This window comes from Marinobacter vinifirmus, assembly GCF_002258215.1.
Classification (GTDB): domain Bacteria; phylum Pseudomonadota; class Gammaproteobacteria; order Pseudomonadales; family Oleiphilaceae; genus Marinobacter; species Marinobacter vinifirmus.
The window spans coordinates 298598-316515 of sequence record NZ_NEFY01000004.1 but is presented as its reverse complement, the minus strand read 5'-3'; the positions used below and the strand labels follow the sequence as shown (position 1 = coordinate 316515).

At 56.9% G+C, this 17918-nt stretch carries 14 protein-coding genes; 2 read left to right on the top strand and 12 right to left on the bottom strand.

Annotated features, from left to right (window positions below; genetic code table 11):
• Positions 1-23: 23 nt before the first annotated feature.
• Positions 24-932 carry a DUF1853 family protein gene (locus tag B9Q17_RS07675; RefSeq protein ID WP_094624759.1) on the top strand — a complete coding sequence of 303 codons (909 nt, stop codon included), beginning with the start codon at positions 24-26 and terminating at the stop codon, positions 930-932.
• Here the strand turns inward: B9Q17_RS07675 and B9Q17_RS07670 are convergent.
• The 6 genes from B9Q17_RS07670 to B9Q17_RS07645 form a co-directional block, all read right to left on the bottom strand.
• Positions 921-1304, bottom strand: coding sequence for a TA system antitoxin ParD family protein (locus B9Q17_RS07670; protein ID WP_094624758.1), 384 nt, complete (start codon positions 1302-1304; stop codon positions 921-923). The genes B9Q17_RS07675 and B9Q17_RS07670 overlap by 12 nt on opposite strands.
• Positions 1305-1669: 365 nt before the next feature.
• Positions 1670-2743: a hypothetical protein gene (locus B9Q17_RS07665; RefSeq protein ID WP_094624757.1), complete on the bottom strand. Its 1074-nt coding sequence runs from the start codon at positions 2741-2743 to the stop codon at positions 1670-1672.
• Positions 2740-6117 carry a toxin VasX gene (locus tag B9Q17_RS07660; RefSeq protein ID WP_094624756.1) on the bottom strand — a complete coding sequence of 1126 codons (3378 nt, stop codon included), beginning with the start codon at positions 6115-6117 and terminating at the stop codon, positions 2740-2742. Before B9Q17_RS07660 ends, B9Q17_RS07665 begins: the two co-directional genes overlap by 4 nt.
• Complete coding sequence (locus B9Q17_RS07655; RefSeq protein ID WP_244177335.1) at positions 6114-8234, bottom strand: type VI secretion system Vgr family protein; 2121 nt, start codon at positions 8232-8234, stop codon at positions 6114-6116. The genes B9Q17_RS07660 and B9Q17_RS07655 overlap by 4 nt, the downstream gene beginning before the upstream one ends.
• A 180-nt stretch (positions 8235-8414) precedes the next feature.
• Positions 8415-9743: a S8 family peptidase gene (locus B9Q17_RS07650; RefSeq protein WP_094624755.1), complete on the bottom strand. Its 1329-nt coding sequence runs from the start codon at positions 9741-9743 to the stop codon at positions 8415-8417.
• Positions 9744-9836: 93 nt separating this feature from the next.
• The gene (locus B9Q17_RS07645) at positions 9837-11855 is read right to left on the bottom strand and encodes a CocE/NonD family hydrolase (protein WP_094624754.1); all 2019 of its coding nucleotides are present in this window, start codon (positions 11853-11855) and stop codon (positions 9837-9839) included.
• 193 nt (positions 11856-12048) lie between these two features.
• Here B9Q17_RS07645 and B9Q17_RS07640 point away from each other — a divergent pair, with 193 nt between their 5' ends.
• On the top strand, positions 12049-12885 hold the full coding sequence (locus B9Q17_RS07640; RefSeq protein ID WP_094624753.1) for an EAL domain-containing protein: 837 nt from the start codon (positions 12049-12051) through the stop codon (positions 12883-12885).
• On the opposite strand, the gene B9Q17_RS07635 is transcribed toward B9Q17_RS07640, so the two are convergent.
• The 6 genes from B9Q17_RS07635 to B9Q17_RS07610 all read right to left on the bottom strand — a co-directional run bounded on the left by B9Q17_RS07635 (position 12867) and on the right by B9Q17_RS07610 (position 17898).
• A complete protein-coding gene (locus tag B9Q17_RS07635; RefSeq protein ID WP_094624752.1) occupies positions 12867-13139 on the bottom strand; it encodes a hypothetical protein in 273 nt (90 codons plus the stop codon). The two genes, B9Q17_RS07640 and B9Q17_RS07635, sit on opposite strands and share 19 nt — an antisense overlap.
• A gap of 35 nt (positions 13140-13174) precedes the next feature.
• Entirely contained in the window at positions 13175-13573 is a 399-nt protein-coding gene (locus B9Q17_RS07630) for a hypothetical protein (RefSeq protein WP_022989845.1), read from the bottom strand.
• A 2-nt stretch (positions 13574-13575) separates the two neighbouring features.
• The gene (locus B9Q17_RS07625; protein WP_022989844.1) at positions 13576-13950 is read right to left on the bottom strand and encodes an STAS domain-containing protein; all 375 of its coding nucleotides are present in this window, start codon (positions 13948-13950) and stop codon (positions 13576-13578) included.
• A complete protein-coding gene (locus B9Q17_RS07620) occupies positions 13941-14369 on the bottom strand; it encodes an ATP-binding protein (RefSeq protein WP_094624751.1) in 429 nt (142 codons plus the stop codon). The genes B9Q17_RS07625 and B9Q17_RS07620 overlap by 10 nt, the downstream gene beginning before the upstream one ends.
• A gap of 2 nt (positions 14370-14371) precedes the next feature.
• Positions 14372-16615 (bottom strand): GAF domain-containing SpoIIE family protein phosphatase, encoded by a 2244-nt coding sequence (locus B9Q17_RS07615; RefSeq protein ID WP_244177340.1) that lies wholly within the window; start codon positions 16613-16615, stop codon positions 14372-14374.
• An 86-nt stretch (positions 16616-16701) separates the two neighbouring features.
• Positions 16702-17898 (bottom strand): peptidoglycan-binding domain-containing protein, encoded by a 1197-nt coding sequence (locus tag B9Q17_RS07610; protein WP_167373017.1) that lies wholly within the window; start codon positions 17896-17898, stop codon positions 16702-16704.
• Positions 17899-17918 lie beyond the last annotated feature (20 nt).

Genomic DNA, 17918 nt, shown 5'->3' with positions numbered 1-17918 from the left:
ACAGTTTACGTTATTCTCGGGCCATGACGACAAACGCAGATACCGAAACCCCACTCACCTTTCAGACGCCCACCGTGCGCCACCTGGCGTGGCTGTGCTCTGCACCGCAGTTGCTCGAAGCCCCTGTGTCTTTCTATCCGCCACAACGGTTACCTGACAACTACCTGGAAATATTGCAGCACTGGGACCAACAACCGGAAGCCATGCCCGCAAGGCTAGCCCAGCCCGCAGAGCGCCGGTTAGGCCATTACTTTGAGCGCTTGTATGAAGTGCTTCTGAAGGACTTGCTGGGGTGGGAGCTGTTACTGAAGAACCAGCAAATCAAAGCCGACAACCGAACCATTGGCGAGCTGGACTTCGTAGTGCGTAACCGCCAGACCGATTGCCTGGAACACCACGAGATCGCCATTAAATACTATCTGGGCGTGAACGAAGGCGAAACCGGCACCCGATGGTACGGCCCCAACGCAAAGGACCGGCTGGACCTGAAAGCAGACCGAATACTGAACCACCAAAGCCCCATGGCGCAGCGGGTGGAGGCTCGGGCGTTGCTGGCAGAGCTGGGGATATCAGAAGCCATTACACCGAAAGTGTTTATGCCGGGTTACCTGTTCTATCCCGTTAATCGAGTGGAACTGCCGGATTACGTGCCGATGGAGCATTTGCAAGGGCGCTGGTGCTACGCCCGCGAGTTGGAGAACTCAGACCTGACCGGCTGGGTGCCGTTGAAAAAGCCCCATTGGATTGGGCCCTGGAGGCAGAGTGAGCAGCCGGATGTTCGAGCTGCACGGGAGGCGCTGGAGTTTGTGAAGGCCAAAGGCGTGCCGGTGTTGTTTGCTCGGGTGGAGTGGCAACCGGGGCTTGGGTGTTGGGTTGAGAGGGGGCGGTGGTTTGTGGTGCCGGGGGAGTGGCCTTTGGCCTCATTTGCTTGACGAGAAAGATTGCACTAATTCACGAGTACCGTCAGGGTGAATGGCTTCGAGATAGCCGGGCGGGTCTATCGAGCACTGATATACTGTTCGACTGTGAGCGATAGTCTTAGCAAGCTCACCCGAGTCACGAGCCGCATCAACCTCAGCCCACAAGTCATCACTGGACACCGGCTCCGGAACTAACGGCTCTACCCTCACCCGACGATTACCCTGCACAATGGAAATCAGATCCTCTGCTGAGACCTCTCCAGCCACAACCTTCCCAATCTCCGCCCAGTATTCGATCTGCTTGGGCGTAGAGCGACGTTGAATCTGCGCCTCCGCTGATGCTTCACGGATCAGCCTGTCGTCAATTCGAATTGCTGTCGCCATGGTGCCCTTCTGAATGTTTTCAGCTAACCGTATGCACAGATTGCTACAGGTGTTGCATTTTGCAACACGAAAGGGAACCACGGGGGCAATAAGGGCCTTTAAATCGGCCAGGCATCAGCCGGGCGTAGTTTTCTGTATTCACCCATCGAAATCTTGCCCAGTTGCGGGGTCCTCTCCAACCCTTGCTCGCTCTTTGGGGGATTTTGGCAAGGGCCCAATGTCAGTTGCCCGAAATGCAGTGTCTGAAAAACAGGACACGGGCTGTTGTGCATTCATACGCTGATCTGCTTGGGTTTCAGCACAAAACTATTCCTCAGTGGGCAAACGTAGCCATTCGAGTTCCAACCAAAACCTGAAGGAGGGCTTTACACGACACAGGCTGTTTCAGGCCGACTTTGGCGATAGGTGGGCATATCCACACTGCCCAATTGCGGAGTGACTCTGCATTGCCTGCGGCCCCACGCATACTGCCGCTGCTTTTTCAATATCTCCGCACCCTCTCCCTTCTGCCAGTCCTCCAGATCGAGGTCTCGCCAGTAGCGGGGGTTACGGCTAGTAGTCTGGTCGTACTTGGCGGTCACTGGGTCCAGGTGGCGAAACGGCTCCAACCGGGGCATGTCTGGCAGGGGTTGGGTGACGTCCATGTAGCGTTGCAACATATCCCACAGGGCCAGCACCTCAGTTTTCTCTGCTTCAATGTTGCTCAGGGAGGTTTTGTTGAATTGCTTCTGGGTGTAACGATGCACGAACATCAGCCGGTAGAAGATACCGCCCCGCTGGACCACTCGCTCCACGTAGGCATCGAACTCCACAAACGGTGCCTCAAAAGAACGTCCCTTGCCTAGGGCGAACTTTACCTGCCCGGTGACCCGGTTGAACTCGCTGCAGCCATCTTCCAGGGTTTCGTCCAACTTCTTTTCCAGGGTTTTCTCGAATGGTTTCAGGATAGCTCCAACGACGTTGGTCATAAGCCAGTTGGTAGTGCTGGGAATGATCCAGAATGCAAAGAAAATCCACGATGGCACCAATACTAAGAGCAATAACATGAAAAGAAAGGCTGGCAACTCAAAATGGTCAGAAACACTAATTACACTCCAACCAACTAAAGCCACCCCCCCGATAAGAAGTGTGAATATCCAGGTAAATGGCAACAGCAATATTAAAAATTTAAGCCCCGTTTTTTCATTGAGGAAACGCAATCGCTGGTGATCCCACCACCAGTGTTCCTTATAGAATTCTGGATCGTCTCGTTCACTGGACTGAACGGTATCAATATCCTCCACGGTTCTGTGATACGGGTTAAGGTTAGCGTAGGCACCATACGGCTGAAGCTCGTCCCCCACTCGTTCCCGTTTAGCTCGAGTTTCGGGTAGCTCCACCGCCTGATCAGACCGATAGGCGGTCGAAGCATATTCTTGTGTCTCTATCGGTATGGTCATACAGAAACTTCCTTAAGGAACCAATAGGGTACTAATGGCTCGGAATGCGGATTTAAAACACTGCGGGACTTATCCGGTGCCCCGCCATGGCGGGTATCATTATAAGGTTCATAGCTCTCCATCACAGGCGTGGGAAAGACCACAGGTCCCTGTTCTGTGCCGACCACGGCCTGCAATCCAACCCGTATCGTTGTACTGACGTCTTCCTGATATCCAAAACTCTGGAGGCTGCTGCTCTGGAGCTCCCGTTTAACCAGAAAACGCACGGCAGACTCATCAGGCAGGGACTGCCTCGCGACAATTTGTGTAAGTGGAGTAGTCGACAACATGACTTCCTGCTCCACTGTGCCAACCGCTATGTTGGAGGTTTCGGCACGGCTGTTCATGTACGCCACTTCCTGCACCACAATCTTGAAAGGCTGGGTTGGCAGGTCTGGACGACACTCCTGTAGCACCTTCAACCGACTGACCACTGGAGTTTGTAAAGTGATGACATAATCATTCGGCTGTGGCGGATGGTCCGGGCTAGTCAACGCCGGATCCGGATCGACATCCCCGTATCTTTGTGCGGAAATATTGACCGGGGAAAGCAGTGTTAGCAACTGCCCGTAATAGGCCAAATCGTCCAGGTTCACCAAGGAGTCCTGCGGGTGCGTCCCCAATGGCCCCTGTTTCAGCACCCTTTCGAAGAGGTCGTCGGCCACGCTTCCCGCATACAATGACCCACCCAAAGCCATGCTCATTCCGAGAACGGCCCACCCCCAACCCGGAATCGCCAGCAGCCCGCCTATCAATGGTACTGACAGGAAGATCAAACCACCGGCGACCGCTATTCCGTGCCCATTCGCAGCATCAAGATCCCCCCGGCTCAGACTGATCCTCATATCCCAATAGCTCAACCCAACTGCCACACCTCCTGCTACGAAACTGGCAAGGCCAACCGTTCTGACAAGGGTGCTTGCTCCAACTTTTGCGAGCCTTTTGCCAATTAATGGCCACCCCTTCATATCAAAGAGTGGGCGACTGGAAACCCTATAGATCTTTGATGACTGAGTTAACTCAACCCCCGCAGTTTCGTGCGCAACTATGCTCAATTTCATTGACGCTGCAGTGAGGTCAAAGATGGCTCCCGCAAATTTCCCTACAGCTAACCCTCGCTTCCCATCATTAGCTTGGTAAGCCTTAACCGCGGATGTTCCCTCCAAAAACAAATTAAACGCCGCCAATGCCACCAAACCACTAGACACGCCCGGGCCATCCACCACCGCCCCAACACGCTTGGCGAGATCCACCTTCAATACACTGAGCTTCCTTGCCTCCGGGTGTCCGGCAGGCACCACGTAGACCCAAGTATTGCCAGCGATTTTCTTGATAGCTTCTTCCAGCTCACCAGAGGCACGGGCGGGGCTGGTGGAACCCTGGACCTGTCCAGACCGATCCACAAGATCCGCATAGAGGTAATCATTGGCGCGAGTGAGCAGCCCACCCTGGCCGCGGTCGAAGTCAGTCAGGCCACGGCGAATGCCGTCACCCTCCACGCCAATAATGGTGTGCTTGGTAGGGTCTACGTCGCCCCGACGCATCAGATCCACCCCCACCAGACCTGGATCAGAAAGGATGGCGTTGGCAGACGCAGCCTGCATGATTCTTTGGACCTGGATGACCTCCACGCTACCGTCTTCCATCAGCCTTCTGCAGGCGGTCAGTACTGAGGCACTCCACTCCCCCAGCACCCCACTTACCAGTGCCCCAACACGCCCTGCATCCTTCACCTCCCCGGCGACTTTCTCGCCAGTGGACTCCTCGTCGTACTGGAACTGTTTCTCAGCATACGCCAGAGCCTGGAGGTTGAGGCGGCCCAGGTGCTGATCGTTAATCTCCGTCTGGTCGCTGGCGAGCAACCGAAGTTGTTCGTAGGGAGATGGCTGCGTGCCTTCCTCCCCTGTTTCGGCGGCGATTCCCGGCGACCACTTTGCCAACATTGATTCATCCGATAGCCACTTTGCCAGAGCGCCAGGGATCCCCTGATCATCATCCACCCCCTGTGCTTTGAGTACCCCTGGGATTTGCTGCAGTACATTCAAGTTGTCCGCGCACAGCAAAAAGGCTTCACAAGCGGCTACATCCGGGCTTTGCAGATAATCGTCGAACACCGAGTTGAATGACGAGCTCTTCATCAATTTCTTCAGGCGGCGCGTCTGGTCTTCTATGTTCCGAACAGCGTGATTCCTTTCGGCCGTTTCCAGAATGTCATCCAGCTGTTCCCGGTTGATAGCGTTCCGGTAGTTCGCAAGGTCTCCGCTCTGGCCACTCGGCGCCGGGTCGAACACTGCCTGGCGGATTAACATGGCGGAATGGACCAGGGGTTTGTCCTTTATAGCAATATCGATGGCATCCAGATAATGCATGGCCAAGTGCAACTGGGCCAGGGCGTGGCGGAACAGGAAAAAAGGATCCGGGATAGCCACGCAAACGCCCCCCTTCTGCGAGCGAAGATGCTGCAAAAGATCCGCTCCAGGTGGGCAGGTAAGGTCAAGAATGTTCGCCGACTCCCTCGCCTGCTTCTCGTTGCTCTCTAATAACTTCGAGAGCTTGCTGCATAGTTCGTCTTCACCCGGCCCTTCAAAACTGAGCACGAAGTCGCAGGGATTCTCTATCATCAGTTCAATGCCCAGATCCCTGTGCCTCAGTTTCGGAACATCTTCAACACGTGATGCAGGAAATCCGGTTTCAAAACTCAACGAATCAACCGATGTGACAGCCCAGGCGTGACCCACACCCGTCGTCCTTGCATTACGAGTCGCTGCACTCTCTTCAAGTTTTTGGATGTAGGCCCAATCCCACTGGATTTCACTGTAGGCCATGCGGAAATCGTGCATCACCGCTTGCCCCTGGAGAAACACTGGAACAAGCACATCGTCCAACCACTGTCCGGCTGATGGGCGCACCATTCTCAAGCCAGATTCTGGGTCACCAACCTCCGCCCGCACTGCCTGAAGATCGATATCGCTGAATTGGGAGTTCTGACTGATCTCTAATTCTCGCCAGAGCTTGTCTTCGCGGAAAATATAAAGAAAACCAGGCCGCAACAGTGCTACGCCTTTCCCTTGATAAACGGGGGCATTGGAGCCACGTCTAACAGGTAAGTTGCTGGCGATCTCTGCCAGGGGCTTAATCCTTACGAGGGTATTATCCTGGTAATCTTCACGCTCAATGTTAGATCTTGCGTGCTTCAGGAGAGGAATCGAGATCTTGCCGCCATCGCGCTTGGGCACAGTCAGTACGAGATCCTTAGGATCGGTATCGTCGTAATCTGCTCTTCTTAGAATCGAGCGATCCCGGGACTCATCTGCAAAATCCACGGCACCTGTCATACAGTTTCCTCCCCATCAGTCCCTTTAATCGCTTCCACAGAGCCACGCTCAAGATGCCCGCCAATCACATCAATGATCAGTTTTCGATCGGAGCCCGGTAACTGATCAAACTCCACCTGGTCAGGAGAGGCAGTTTTGCGCTGGCCGACCATTGCCAGTTCGGAAGGCTGTGGCGTTGCCGTCCCATCTTTGCCAACAAGGTTTGGTAGTTCCGGATTAGCAGAACTTTGCCCTGAACCATTCCCCGGACTCCCCCCAGAATTAATCTTGATCCCCGGCCCACTCAAGGTAACCCCACTGGGGTCCAGCTTGATAAAGCTCCCACCACCAGAAATCGTCAGCTCCGCCCCGGCATCCAGCACCACTTTCGCACCGGCTTTATGATGAACTTCTGTACCGGCTTCCGAGGCCATGGTGCGGCCGGTTTTCTGGTGGAAACTGCCGGCGATGGTCTGGCTGCAGTCTGCGCCTACGGAAAGCCGGCTTTCACCGTCGGTCGTACAGTGTTCAGCGGCTTTTAGATGGCTGAACTGGTGGTTCTCCACCGTCAGGTGGCTGTCGTTCTTGATGACTTCGGTGCGATTGTTTTCCGTAAGCAGGTCCAGGTCTTTCTGGGCGTGGATATAGATCTGTTCTTCACCAGCTTCGTCTTCAAACCGCAGTTCGTTGCTGCCCTCGCCCTTATGGGTTTTGGTTTTTAATGTGGTCCGGGTTTTGTGTTCCGGCAGCGCGTACGGCGGTGTATTGGTGGCGTGGTAGGTTCTTCCGGTAATGATCGGCTGGTCCGGGTCGCCGTCCAGGAAGGAAACGATCACTTCGTGGCCGATTCTGGGTAGAGCCATAAAGCCGTATTGGCCGCCAGCCCAGCCTTGAGTGACGCGCAGCCAGGCGCTGCTGTGCTCGTCATTTTTCGAGTAGCGATCCCAGGGGAATCGTACTTTCACCCGGCCGTACTGGTCGCAGTGGATCTCTTCACCCTCGGGACCGGTGACGATCGCCATCTGGGGGCCGTCCATCATGGGCTTGTGGTTACACAGGGGGCGCCAGGTTTTGTCCGCCGGGATGGCGGTGAAGTCGTTGTGGTAACTGGTGGGTTCGCTGCCACCCTCTTCTTCCATCGCCTGGGGCTGTTTGCCGGTGTGGGTGACAGCGGTGAGCAGCCATTCCCGGTTCAGGGTCTGGCTGTCGTGTTCCTGCAATTCCACTTTGGCTCCGGGAGCGAAGTCCGGTCGGTTGCTTTTGCCCTTGGCGAGGGAGGCATCGTTTCTCAGGGCGTCCAGTCTGGCCTGGGTGAACGGTTCGCCACTGGCGTCGGCCTTGTAGCGGCCGGGGTAGTCGTAGTGTTGATAATCTTCTCTGTGATTCACACCGGCTGCGCTGTATTCGTGAATCAGGGCATAGGCCGGGTTCTTGAAGGTGTAGTCCTTCATCGCCACGGAGGAAGCACGCACCCGCTCTTCATAGGCAAAGCTGAAAACGCAGGCTTGTTGGGTGCTGCCGCCGGCTTTGGTGTTACAGGTCACAGGTTCCAGTTTCGGGGCATCGCCGTGGTGGTCGGCAATGATTAACGCTGGTTGCTCGTCGCCATCCATGCTGCCGTGCTGGTAGCGGTAGTGCCAGCCTTCTTCGGCGGCCAGTCTTTCCAGGAACTGCAGGTCGGTTTCCCGGTGCTGGACGCAGTATTCCCGTTCGGCCGGCGGGCGCTTCAGATCAAACACCGAATCCACAATGCCCCGCTCTTCCAGTAAGGTTCGCACAATGGTGTCCGTGGCCTGGGTCTGGAAGATACGGCTGTTGTGCATCAGGCCCAGGCGCCACATCGGGGGCTGAATCACCACTTCGTAGCGGGTGCGGCGGTGGCCGGTGTTGCCACGAACAAACTCGTTCACCACACCGGTGAAGCGGCGCAGGGGCTGGCCATCCTGCCAAACCACCAGGTCTACCGGCTGTTCCAGAATGTCGGCAGCGGCCACGTCTGGGTCAGTACTGGCCAGCTCTAACCGGCCATGAAACAAGGAAGACAGCTGCTCGGTTAGCGCAAAGCCAACTACCGAAAAGTGATCAGAGGGGAATTCGCCTACACGGGCGGTGAACTGCAATCCGCTTGCCTGGGGCATGACTTCGGTCCCTGAAGTTTAGATGGTTATAACTCACTCGTCCTGAGCAGCGCCGATTATAACCACCCGTCCCGCGATTACAAACCGCCGGGGATTGCCCGCGTGCAGTTCGTCACAGCGGGTCAGACCCCCAATACATTTCACCATGGCAAATGTATCGGGGGTCTGACCCCGCAGTGGTTACGGGTTAACGTTCAGGAGGCGGTTTGGCGAACCGTTGAGGTCTTGCAGTTGGTTGGTACTGGCTTGTGCTTTCAGGGCCTGGTCAACCTGCTCCGGGCTCAGGCTTGGATTCTGGCCCAGCATCAAGGCAACTGCGCCGGCCACGTGGGGTGATGCCATGGAAGTGCCGCTGATGGTGTTGGTGTCGGTATCACCGGTGTACCAGGCTGCGGTGATGTCCGTGCCCGGCGCCATGATATCCACACAGCTTCCATGGTTTGAAAAGCTGCTTCTGCGGTCGCGGTTGTCGGTTGCACCTACGGTTACTGCTTCCGGCACTCTGTTCGGCGAACCGCTGCAGGCATCTGCGTTACTATTGCCAGCGGCTACCACCACCGGTATTCCCCGGGCAACTACCGCCTGAACCGCCTCATCCAGGGTCTGGGAGCTGCCACCGCCCAGCGACATATTCGCTACGGCAGGTTTCTCGGCGTTCTCGGCCATCCAGTCCAGCGCCTCGATGATGGCACTGGTGGCGCCGGATCCATTACAGCCCAGCACCCTCAGGCCGATAATATTGCTCTCCTTGGCGACGCCAAACTCCTCCCCGGCAGCCGTGGAGGCCACATGGGTACCATGGCCGTTACAGTCTTCGGCCGAGTAGGCGGAAATGCTCTCTTCACTTTTAAACGGCAGCAAACCGCCCAGCAGAAGGTTAAGAAGGTCACCCACAATGGGCAGCCCCGGAGACAGTCCGGCAAGGCCGCTGTCATCGTGAAAGTTCATCCCGCTGGCGCGCCCTTCAAAATCCACGTGGGTGCTGAGAACACCGGTATCCAGCACGTAAACGTTTACGCCCTGCCCGGCAAGTTCAGGATAGGTAAACTGGCTGTCCAGCGGCAGCGTGGCCTGGTCTACCCTGTCCAGCCCCCAGGTGGCATTCTGCTGAGTGAGCGTACCGCTGGCCGTCATCCAGCTATCCGGCTCTACCCGCTCAACCCCGGGCAGGGACTCCAGCATCCGAGCCTGGCTGTCCGTAAGCTGAACCGTCGCGCCAGATATCACGTTCTCGTACAAATAGAGAACCTTTCCACCACCAACGGCATTCAGCAATTGTTCAATACCGGCAAGCAGCGGGCCACCCACACCCAGAATCGATGACAGGGACGGATCCACCGTCACAATGTACCGCTGGGGAATCGCGCGGTTATCAGCCTGTTCCTCAGCGGGCTCCTGCGCACCTCCATTCAGCAAGCCGGACAACAAACCCGCATCCGCAGTCAACGGGGCGACGGCCAGCAACGCAGACGCCAGCGCGGCTTTGTGGAAATGGTTTTTGGTGGTCATACAGTCTCCTCAGTTTCTTGTTGTGAAAAGCGGGTCAGACCCCCGGTACATTGCGAGTGGTGAAATGTATCGGGGGTCTGACCCCGCCGGGGGTTAAAGGTTGGCGGCGGGGACTACCGGAAGCACCAGGCTGGAGGGTGTTTCCGGGCCGGTGTGCAGGGTCATCACGCCGAGGGCGGATTTGAGGGTGGTGATCAGTGGTGGTATGCCCTGGGCCATGTTGCTGGTGTTCACTGACACTCTCAGGCTGGAATCCGGTGGTATGTATGCACTGCTCGGGAAGATTTCTACGGAAACCTTGCGAATCTCGCCGGGGTCGTGCTGCCGAACATCTTCCTGGCTGTAGGTGTGCCAGGGCTGGATCATCTCGCCGTTTACGAAACGGGAGCGGCTTTCATCGACGGTGCTCATGCTGGCTGTCAGCAAGCCGTTAGTGATAGGGCTGGTGGAGCCGTCCGGGTGTACGGTATCCAGCCGTACGGAAATCTGCACATCGAAGGCAGTGGTAGAAACCCACAAGTCGGCCTGCATGGGGCCATTCAGGTATAGCCCGTCTTCCCCTGCGGGCAGTTCGAACTTGATGGCCTCTGCCTCTGCATAGCTGTTGTCCTCAGCGCAGGGAATCGGCATCAGGCCGACAAAGCCTGCCGTCCACTGGTTCAGGCTGAACGAACACAGCCCGTTAAGCGGGTACTGGATGGTACTTTGTTCACCCACGGCTTCAGGAGCTTCTTGCACAAGGCTGCCCATGGCCGGAACGGTTTCCTCAGACGGGGCCAGGTAGAATCGCTCCGCCCGCATGTCCGGGTGTGGCCAATGGCTGGTAGTTTCATAACGCTCCAGGCCCAGCACGTACTGGGTCACATCCGGCTGGCTCGCCACAGCGGTATCCAGCCCCATCACGTATTCGTCGAACCACTGCAGCCGCAGAGTATCGAGATCTGGCACGCCATCCTTCGGCAAACCGTTGTCCGGAATTCCCGCGGCCTGAATGTGACTCCAGGGGCCAATCAGCAGCTTGGTGTCCACCCGGCCGCTAAGCTGCTCAAACCACAGGGGCTCGCTGCGCTGGAACAGGTCGAACAGGCCGCCAACAATAAATGTGGGTACATTCACCTTGTCGGCATTTTCCAGCGGCGAACGAATTGCCCAGAAGTCATCGTCATAGGCGGTTTTCGGCTCCCCCAGCAGTGCCTTCAGAATAGTGGGCAACTGGAAGTCCAGGGCAGCTCCAAACAACCGCTCCGGCAGAGCCTTGAAGAATGCGAACGGATCCGTTGGAGCCATCTCGAGGGGCACTGCACCCAACCCCGTCACCAGCCCCATCCACATGGGAATGAAGGTGGCATTCACGTTGCCTCCGGTGAACACAATGTCCCGGTAACCGTCACCGATGGGGACAATCGGAAACGCAGCCTTTACCGCCGGGTGATTCTGCTGGGCGGTCAGAATAGCGGTAATGCCCAGATAGGAAATCCCCTCAACACCAATCCGGGGCTGGGCCCAGGGCTGCTGCACAATCCAGTCCACCACTTCGCCGTAATCCTGCTGCTCGCGCTCCCCGAAGGCTTCCCAGTTACCACCCGAGTTACCGGTACCACGAACATCCACCACTACGTGGGCATAACCCCGGCTCACCAGAAATTCATTTGCCCCGCCAACCGCAGTCGCAAAGCTACCCAGAGACGTGTTGTACGAGGTCTGGGTTAACACCACCGGAAACGGCCCTGTTGCGGCTTCATCAGCACTGCTGCCCGGCAAGGTCACCTTCGCAAACAGCTGGGTACCGTCAGACATAGTGATCACCTGGTTGGGCAAGGCCACCATATGGCTGAACTCCGGCGCCCTTTCGTATGGCTGCCATTGGCGCGACTCACTGGTGGCCACCTGAACCTGGCCAGCCTCCTGTTGCCGGGTTCCCAGCGTCATCATTTGCTGAACTGCGCGGGGCTGCTCAACCTCCCCGGGCTGTTCCTTCATGGGAGCTTCCGGAGAGGCCTCGGCAATGGGGGCAGGGCTTTCGGATGAATCGCCGCCACAACCGGCCAGGGACAGGAGGCCAAGGGCACCCAGCATTGCTAACCGAAATCGTATTTTGTTGTTACGGGCCATGACGGGCTCCTTATTGTCATTCCAGGCCGGGGTCTGACCCCGATTTTTGATTAATATAGTATGACTATGTATATTTTTACCTTGACTCTAATGACAACAAGGACTGCCGCTACCGCCATTTGATGCAATTGACACCAAAGCATTATTCAGGCATAAAATATGTCATTCGATAATACATAACAAAGGCCGAATCATGACATCAGTCGCCAATTCAGAACCATCCGGGCAAACACAGGCAGGTTTTCTTCGTGATGTAATCGATACCGAAGGGCTGGCACTGGTGTATCAGCCCAAGTTCTCCGTGGCGACCGGAGCGGCCTGCGGTGTAGAGGTGCTGGCCCGATGGCCCGGCCCGCGCAGCGCAAAACTCTGGCAACAGCCAGACCACTTTATTCGATGCGCAGAACAACAGGGGCTTGCGCCGAAGCTGGACTGCCACGTGCTTTCGAAGGCCTTGGGGCAGATCAGCCAATGGCCGGCATGGTTGCGGCTCAACCTGGAGCCGGTATCGGTAAACGTGTCCGCCGGCAGCGTGGGGAACGAAGGTTTTCTGCGCTCGGTTAAGCGCATTCTGTCGTCTACCCTGCACCCGCGCATTATGTTCGAGCTCACCGAAACCGCCCCGCTGGACAATACCGAGCTGGCCATAAAAGCCTTCAAAGACCTTGCCCGTTACGGTATTGAGGTGTCGCTGGATGATTTTGGCCAGGGCCACAACCAGCCCTCAAGAATGGAGCTGTTTCAGGCCAGGGAACTGAAAATAGACAAGAAAGACACCGCCGGAATCGACAGTCATGCCGGCCGCCGACATGTGCAGGAGTTGATCGGATTGGCGCGCAAGGCTGGCTTAAGCGTTACCGCAGAAGGCGTGGAATGCCGAGAGCAATGGCAACTGCTCCAGGCTCTCGGTTGTGACTATGCCCAGGGATTCTGGTTATCACCGCCCCTGCCATCCGCGGCAACCGTTGAGTTCTTGCAACAGCACTCTCCGGAAGTGCTGAAGCCCGGGCGTCAGCTCTCCACTTTATGACCCGCGCCAGTTGTGGTCCGGGCTGGCGATGCGTCAGCACTACGGCTAGCCAGCTGCTCGGCACTGAATTCGCTCAGCTCCAGGGTGCACTCGGCAAGGCGCGATACGTCAGTACGAAGCTCTGCGGGCATCGCACCGGCCGTCTGCCCGGCTTTACGTCGCAGGCTGTCACCCACCACCAGGCGTATTTCCATACCGGCCTGGGCCATACCTTTTACGGTTTCCAGATACTGCTGATCGTAGACTGTGGCCACATTATGTCTCCAGACAAATTCATTGACCGAAAATATCAGGCCGGGTGCGACAACTTATTGACCATCGTCACATAGTCATCAAAGTATTGCACAGGAACCAGCCATTCCTTCTTTTTCGGTTTATCGCTTAGACTATTGGATTCCAACAGCCCCGACAACAGTATATATCCGTACTCTTTATAAAATTGCCGCACAGACACGGCATTGGCCCGGTCAGCCACGGATTGCCAGTCTGCATAAACCGCATACTCTTCGCCTTCCAGCGTAAAGCTCACCATCTGCGGCGAGTCTGTACCGAAGGATTCATTCAGGAACACCACGTCTTCCGGCGCGGCCTCTGTGTCCGGCAAGCCGTACAGGAACCATTCAATATTCGCGATTTGCTGTTCTTCATCACGCTGAATACCGAGCGACCCGTCCAGAATTATTGCCATGCCTACCCCTCGTCGCTTTCGCGCTGTTGAATCACTGCCAGATAGTCGTCCATTTCCTGGTGACTGGCGAATATCGACAGGTCCGGAATCATTTTTACAATCTCGAAGACTTTTTCCACGCGGGGACTCATCTCCGTTACCAGTAGCTGGCCCTCCCGCGCCTTCATCTGCTTGAGCACCTTGAACACCACCCTCAAGCCGGCAGAACTGATAAAGGTCACCCCGGCCATGTTCAGGCCCACATAGGAAATCTGCGGGTGCACCATGTCTGCCAGTGTGGCTTCAAGCTCAGGTGCGGTATCGCTGTCTATTGACCCTGTCAGCATCAGGGCCAGCGCTTCGTCGCTTTCCTGGGCCACCTTGATGTTTAGCGGCATAACGAATGTTCCTTGTAGTTACTGCTAAGTTCCTTTCGGATAGTCAGGGTATTCACGCCCCGATGGTATGTGTGCTTTAGATCATCACTGAGTTCCGACATCAGATACAACCCCATACCGCCTTCCGGGCGCACGGCCGGGTGCCTGTAGCCCACAGGTAATGGCCGGGTTGGATCAAAAAAAGGGCCCGGGTATTCCACCACCATTTCCAGGTGGTCTTCGGCAGGGTTAAGGGTGATGGTCCAGGTGAGGTTCGGGTTATCAGGAAGCACATGGGCCCGGAGGTTGGCGTAGATTTCGTCTATGATTACCTGGCAATCATGTACAACGCCAGCACCCACGTTATGCCTCTCAAACTCACCCGCCATGTTTACCAGCACATAACTGACGGGGTCTGCCGGATGAACGTTGAGTCTCATACCTAAAAGCCGTGATGGTTGATGGTCATTATCGTTATGTCATCTGACTGCTCGGCGCCCTCTGTAAATTCAGACAACTGCCCGCGCATATGGGCCAGAAAGCTGTCGCCCGAGCCATCCACTCTGTGGCCAAGGTTAAGCAACCGGTCTTCACCGAACTCCGAACCGTCCTTGTTGAAGGCCTCGGTTACACCATCCGAGTATAGTACAAGACTGCTGCCGTCCGGGATGTCCAGCGGTGCGGCGGTGAATGGCACATCGTCATAAAGGCCCAGCGGGGCACTCACTTCCCCTCGCCACAACAGCGGCAGACGGCCCCGAAATCGTTGAAGCGGTGCAGTATGGCCGGCACTCAGCATGTCCGCCTTACCCGAAGCCAGGTCCACCAGGACCAGCACCAGCGTTACAAACATGCAGGCATCATTGCCCCGGCACAGCTCCCGGTTAAGGCCCTCGGCAATATCCCGGAGGTTACCATCTTTACTACGGGCCAGAAAATTCAACAGGCTCACCGTTCTGGCCATAAACAGGGCCGCCGGCACACCCTTGTCGGACACATCCCCTACCGCCGCCAGCAACCGACCCTGAGGCAAGGTAATCAGCTCGTAGAAATCACCGCCAACCGCCTTTGCAGGGCTAAGCCAGGCCTCGATACTCCAGGCCCGGAACTGCTGCAGGTAGGACCCGGAACCCGGCACCATCGACATCTGGATACTCCTGGCCACATCCAGTTCACCCTCCAGCTTCTGCCGTGCCCGGCGCTCAGTATCGGCTGCATCAGACAGCCTGGTCATCAAACGGCGATTGATCAGACTGGTTTTGATAACCGAACCTATCACACTCAGGTATTCGATACTGGATTTCTTCACATACTGGTGGCGGGACTCCACCGTAAGCAGTCCCAACAAAGGGCCACGGGCGGCATCGCTATAGAGCGGCACCACCAGCACCGGCTTGGGTGGCCCGCTATGGCGGATACGGGCATACAGCTCATCCTGGGGAATGACATATTTAGGCTCCCGGCTGCGGAAGACACCTTCAAACCAGTCAACCGTCACCTGCAGGGTGCTGGCGCCACTCTCTCCGGACTGCGGCCCCGCTGTTCCGGCCACAGGCACCAGAAGATTCTCATCCGGCTCTACCTGCCAGATATTCAGGGCACCAAGGCCATAGTGTGCCTGGATGCGACGAGCCACCTCCTGAAGGCCAGGGGCATAATCGTCGGCACGCACATTCACGATCTCGACACTGATTTCGCGAACGAAGCGTTCGTGGGCAGACGAAGCCTCCAACGCCAGCTTCCACTGCTCACGCTCAATCCCCAGCCCCAGCAAAGACACCACCGATGAGAACTGCTGGATGACCGCACTATCCGGTTTTCGGGGCGCCGAGCTGAACAGGGTGATCACCGCCTGCAGGTTTCCGTGCTGATCCTGCACCGGCTCAGACCACGCTGCGTCTACATTGAGCTCCTGACAAAGCTGACTGTAGCCCTGCCACTGGTGGTCGCCAGAGATGGATTCCGTGGTCACCCTGGCGCGGGTATGGGCGGCCGAACCGATGGATGTAGCACCGAAACGAGCCGGCACAGACGGTACCTGGGTAGAGAACTCTTTGGCAAAGCCGGACTTACCCTGGGAAACCAGAACGTCACGCTGCTCGTCGTAAAGGGAAACAATACACCGGGTACCGGGAATCTGAACTTCCAGCAGCTTGGACGCGGCTTCAATAAGGCGATCCAGGGGGCGGCCGGCATTGATCCCGAACAGCGCCCGTTCACGCAGGTTATCGGCGATGCTCTCCATCTTGCGATGGTGGATGTTCACCCCGGAAAACAACCGTGCCGGCTGCCCGGCAAAGATGGTATTGCCCACCTCGCAATCCAGCCAGAGGCTTTCATCCGGCCCGGTGGAAAAACACCACTCCCGCCGGGCCATACCGAAATCCCGGGCGCTGGCCAGCCAATCTTCAAAATCCACCAGGCTGTGGGGGCCGAGCAACCAGGCATCCGGCTTGCTAAACAACCGGTCCATCAGCTGCTCTTCGGTCTGGCACCCGAAAACCTCCCTGGCGAGGCGGTTAGCGAAGAGAAGTTTCGGCCATTGGCGATCAAAAATCAGAATAACGGCGGGAAGCTGATCAAGCTGTGCGCGGGAATCCTCCTGGGCGGAGGCGTATTGCCTGCGAAGGTCGTAGAACTCGTGCTGGAGCTCACGGTGTCGGCGCTGATGCTTGCGTCTTTGCATCAGCGCCAAAAGAAGCACTCCCCCTGCGAGGGCGGCCAAAAGGCCCGTCAGGGGTAAATGCAGTGCTTCAGAAATCATGATAGCGCTCAGTCAAGAACGCCCAGGCGTTCGGCGGTCTCAATGGTTATAGCGCCAGAGGCGAGGCCGTTATCCACCTGGTACAGGGTTAGTGCATCAATGGTATCCGGGCCCGGCAAGCCATCAATCTCGCCAACGTCGTAACCAAGCTCCACCAGTGCTTCCTGCATTTCCCTGACCATGTCCCGGGTAAGGTTGCGGTCGCACACGGCTTGTCGGGCAACAATCCTCGGCTTACCTTCGTAGCGTTTCACGTTCATTTGCAGGGTTTCTGCAGGAATCGCCGTCTCCCGGGTTTGCGGCTGCTCCACCACTTCAGAAACCTCAAAGGCTTCAATCTCATCATCCGTTTTCACCGGAATCACCTGCGCCGGCTGATCAACCACCCAACGGGTCACCGTTTTATATTCGGCGGGGATGACTTCGGTGCGGGTGGTCTCCGGCTTCACCAGCTTGGTGACGTTCACGGTCTTGGTTCGGGCAGGAATCTCTACCGCACAAAACCCGAAGGCCGGAGAGGCATTTCCGTAAGCCACAGCACCGGAGGTCCGGCAGGGCTCCAGTTCGGTTCGGGCGGCTTCCAGAACCACCTCTTCCTCAACCTCTTCATACACTGCAGGCTCAATCACCAGCCTGGTGGTTTCCGGCTTGACCAGCACTTCTTCAGTGACTTCCTTATAAGTGGCGGCCTTCACACGATAGGTTTTGGTGCCTTCCCGGGTTACCACCTTTTTCACGCCACGGCGAAACTCCGCAGGGGTCACATCCAGGCGCACCTCGGAATCCCGAACCTTAACCTGAACACTTTCCTGCACCGGCCGGGGCTGGATCTGGGCGTAGACCCAGCACTGGCCCGGCTGAATATCGATTTCACCTGTCTCCGTCTGGGCAGACATCAAAGCAGCAGGCGAAACGGATTGTCCGGCCTCCGCTTGTGAGTTGGACTGCGGTGGCTCAGGGCTGGGCTCGGCTACGGTCTCCGGTGGAGCGGTTGCCGCCTTGTCGCTCTCACGGGCCGGAGAAGCCTCTACGGCCTCTGGTTCTGACTGTTCCGGCTCCTCACGGGGGCTGGATGGCTTTGGCTCCGATCCGGAACCAACTTCATAAGCGTATACACCCGTCACTTTCTGCCCCGGTGCATCGGAACTCACCGCACAACCGGATGCAATCGCGGCAACCATTGGCAACCAAACTAATTTGCGCACTGCGCCCTGCCCTATTTTCG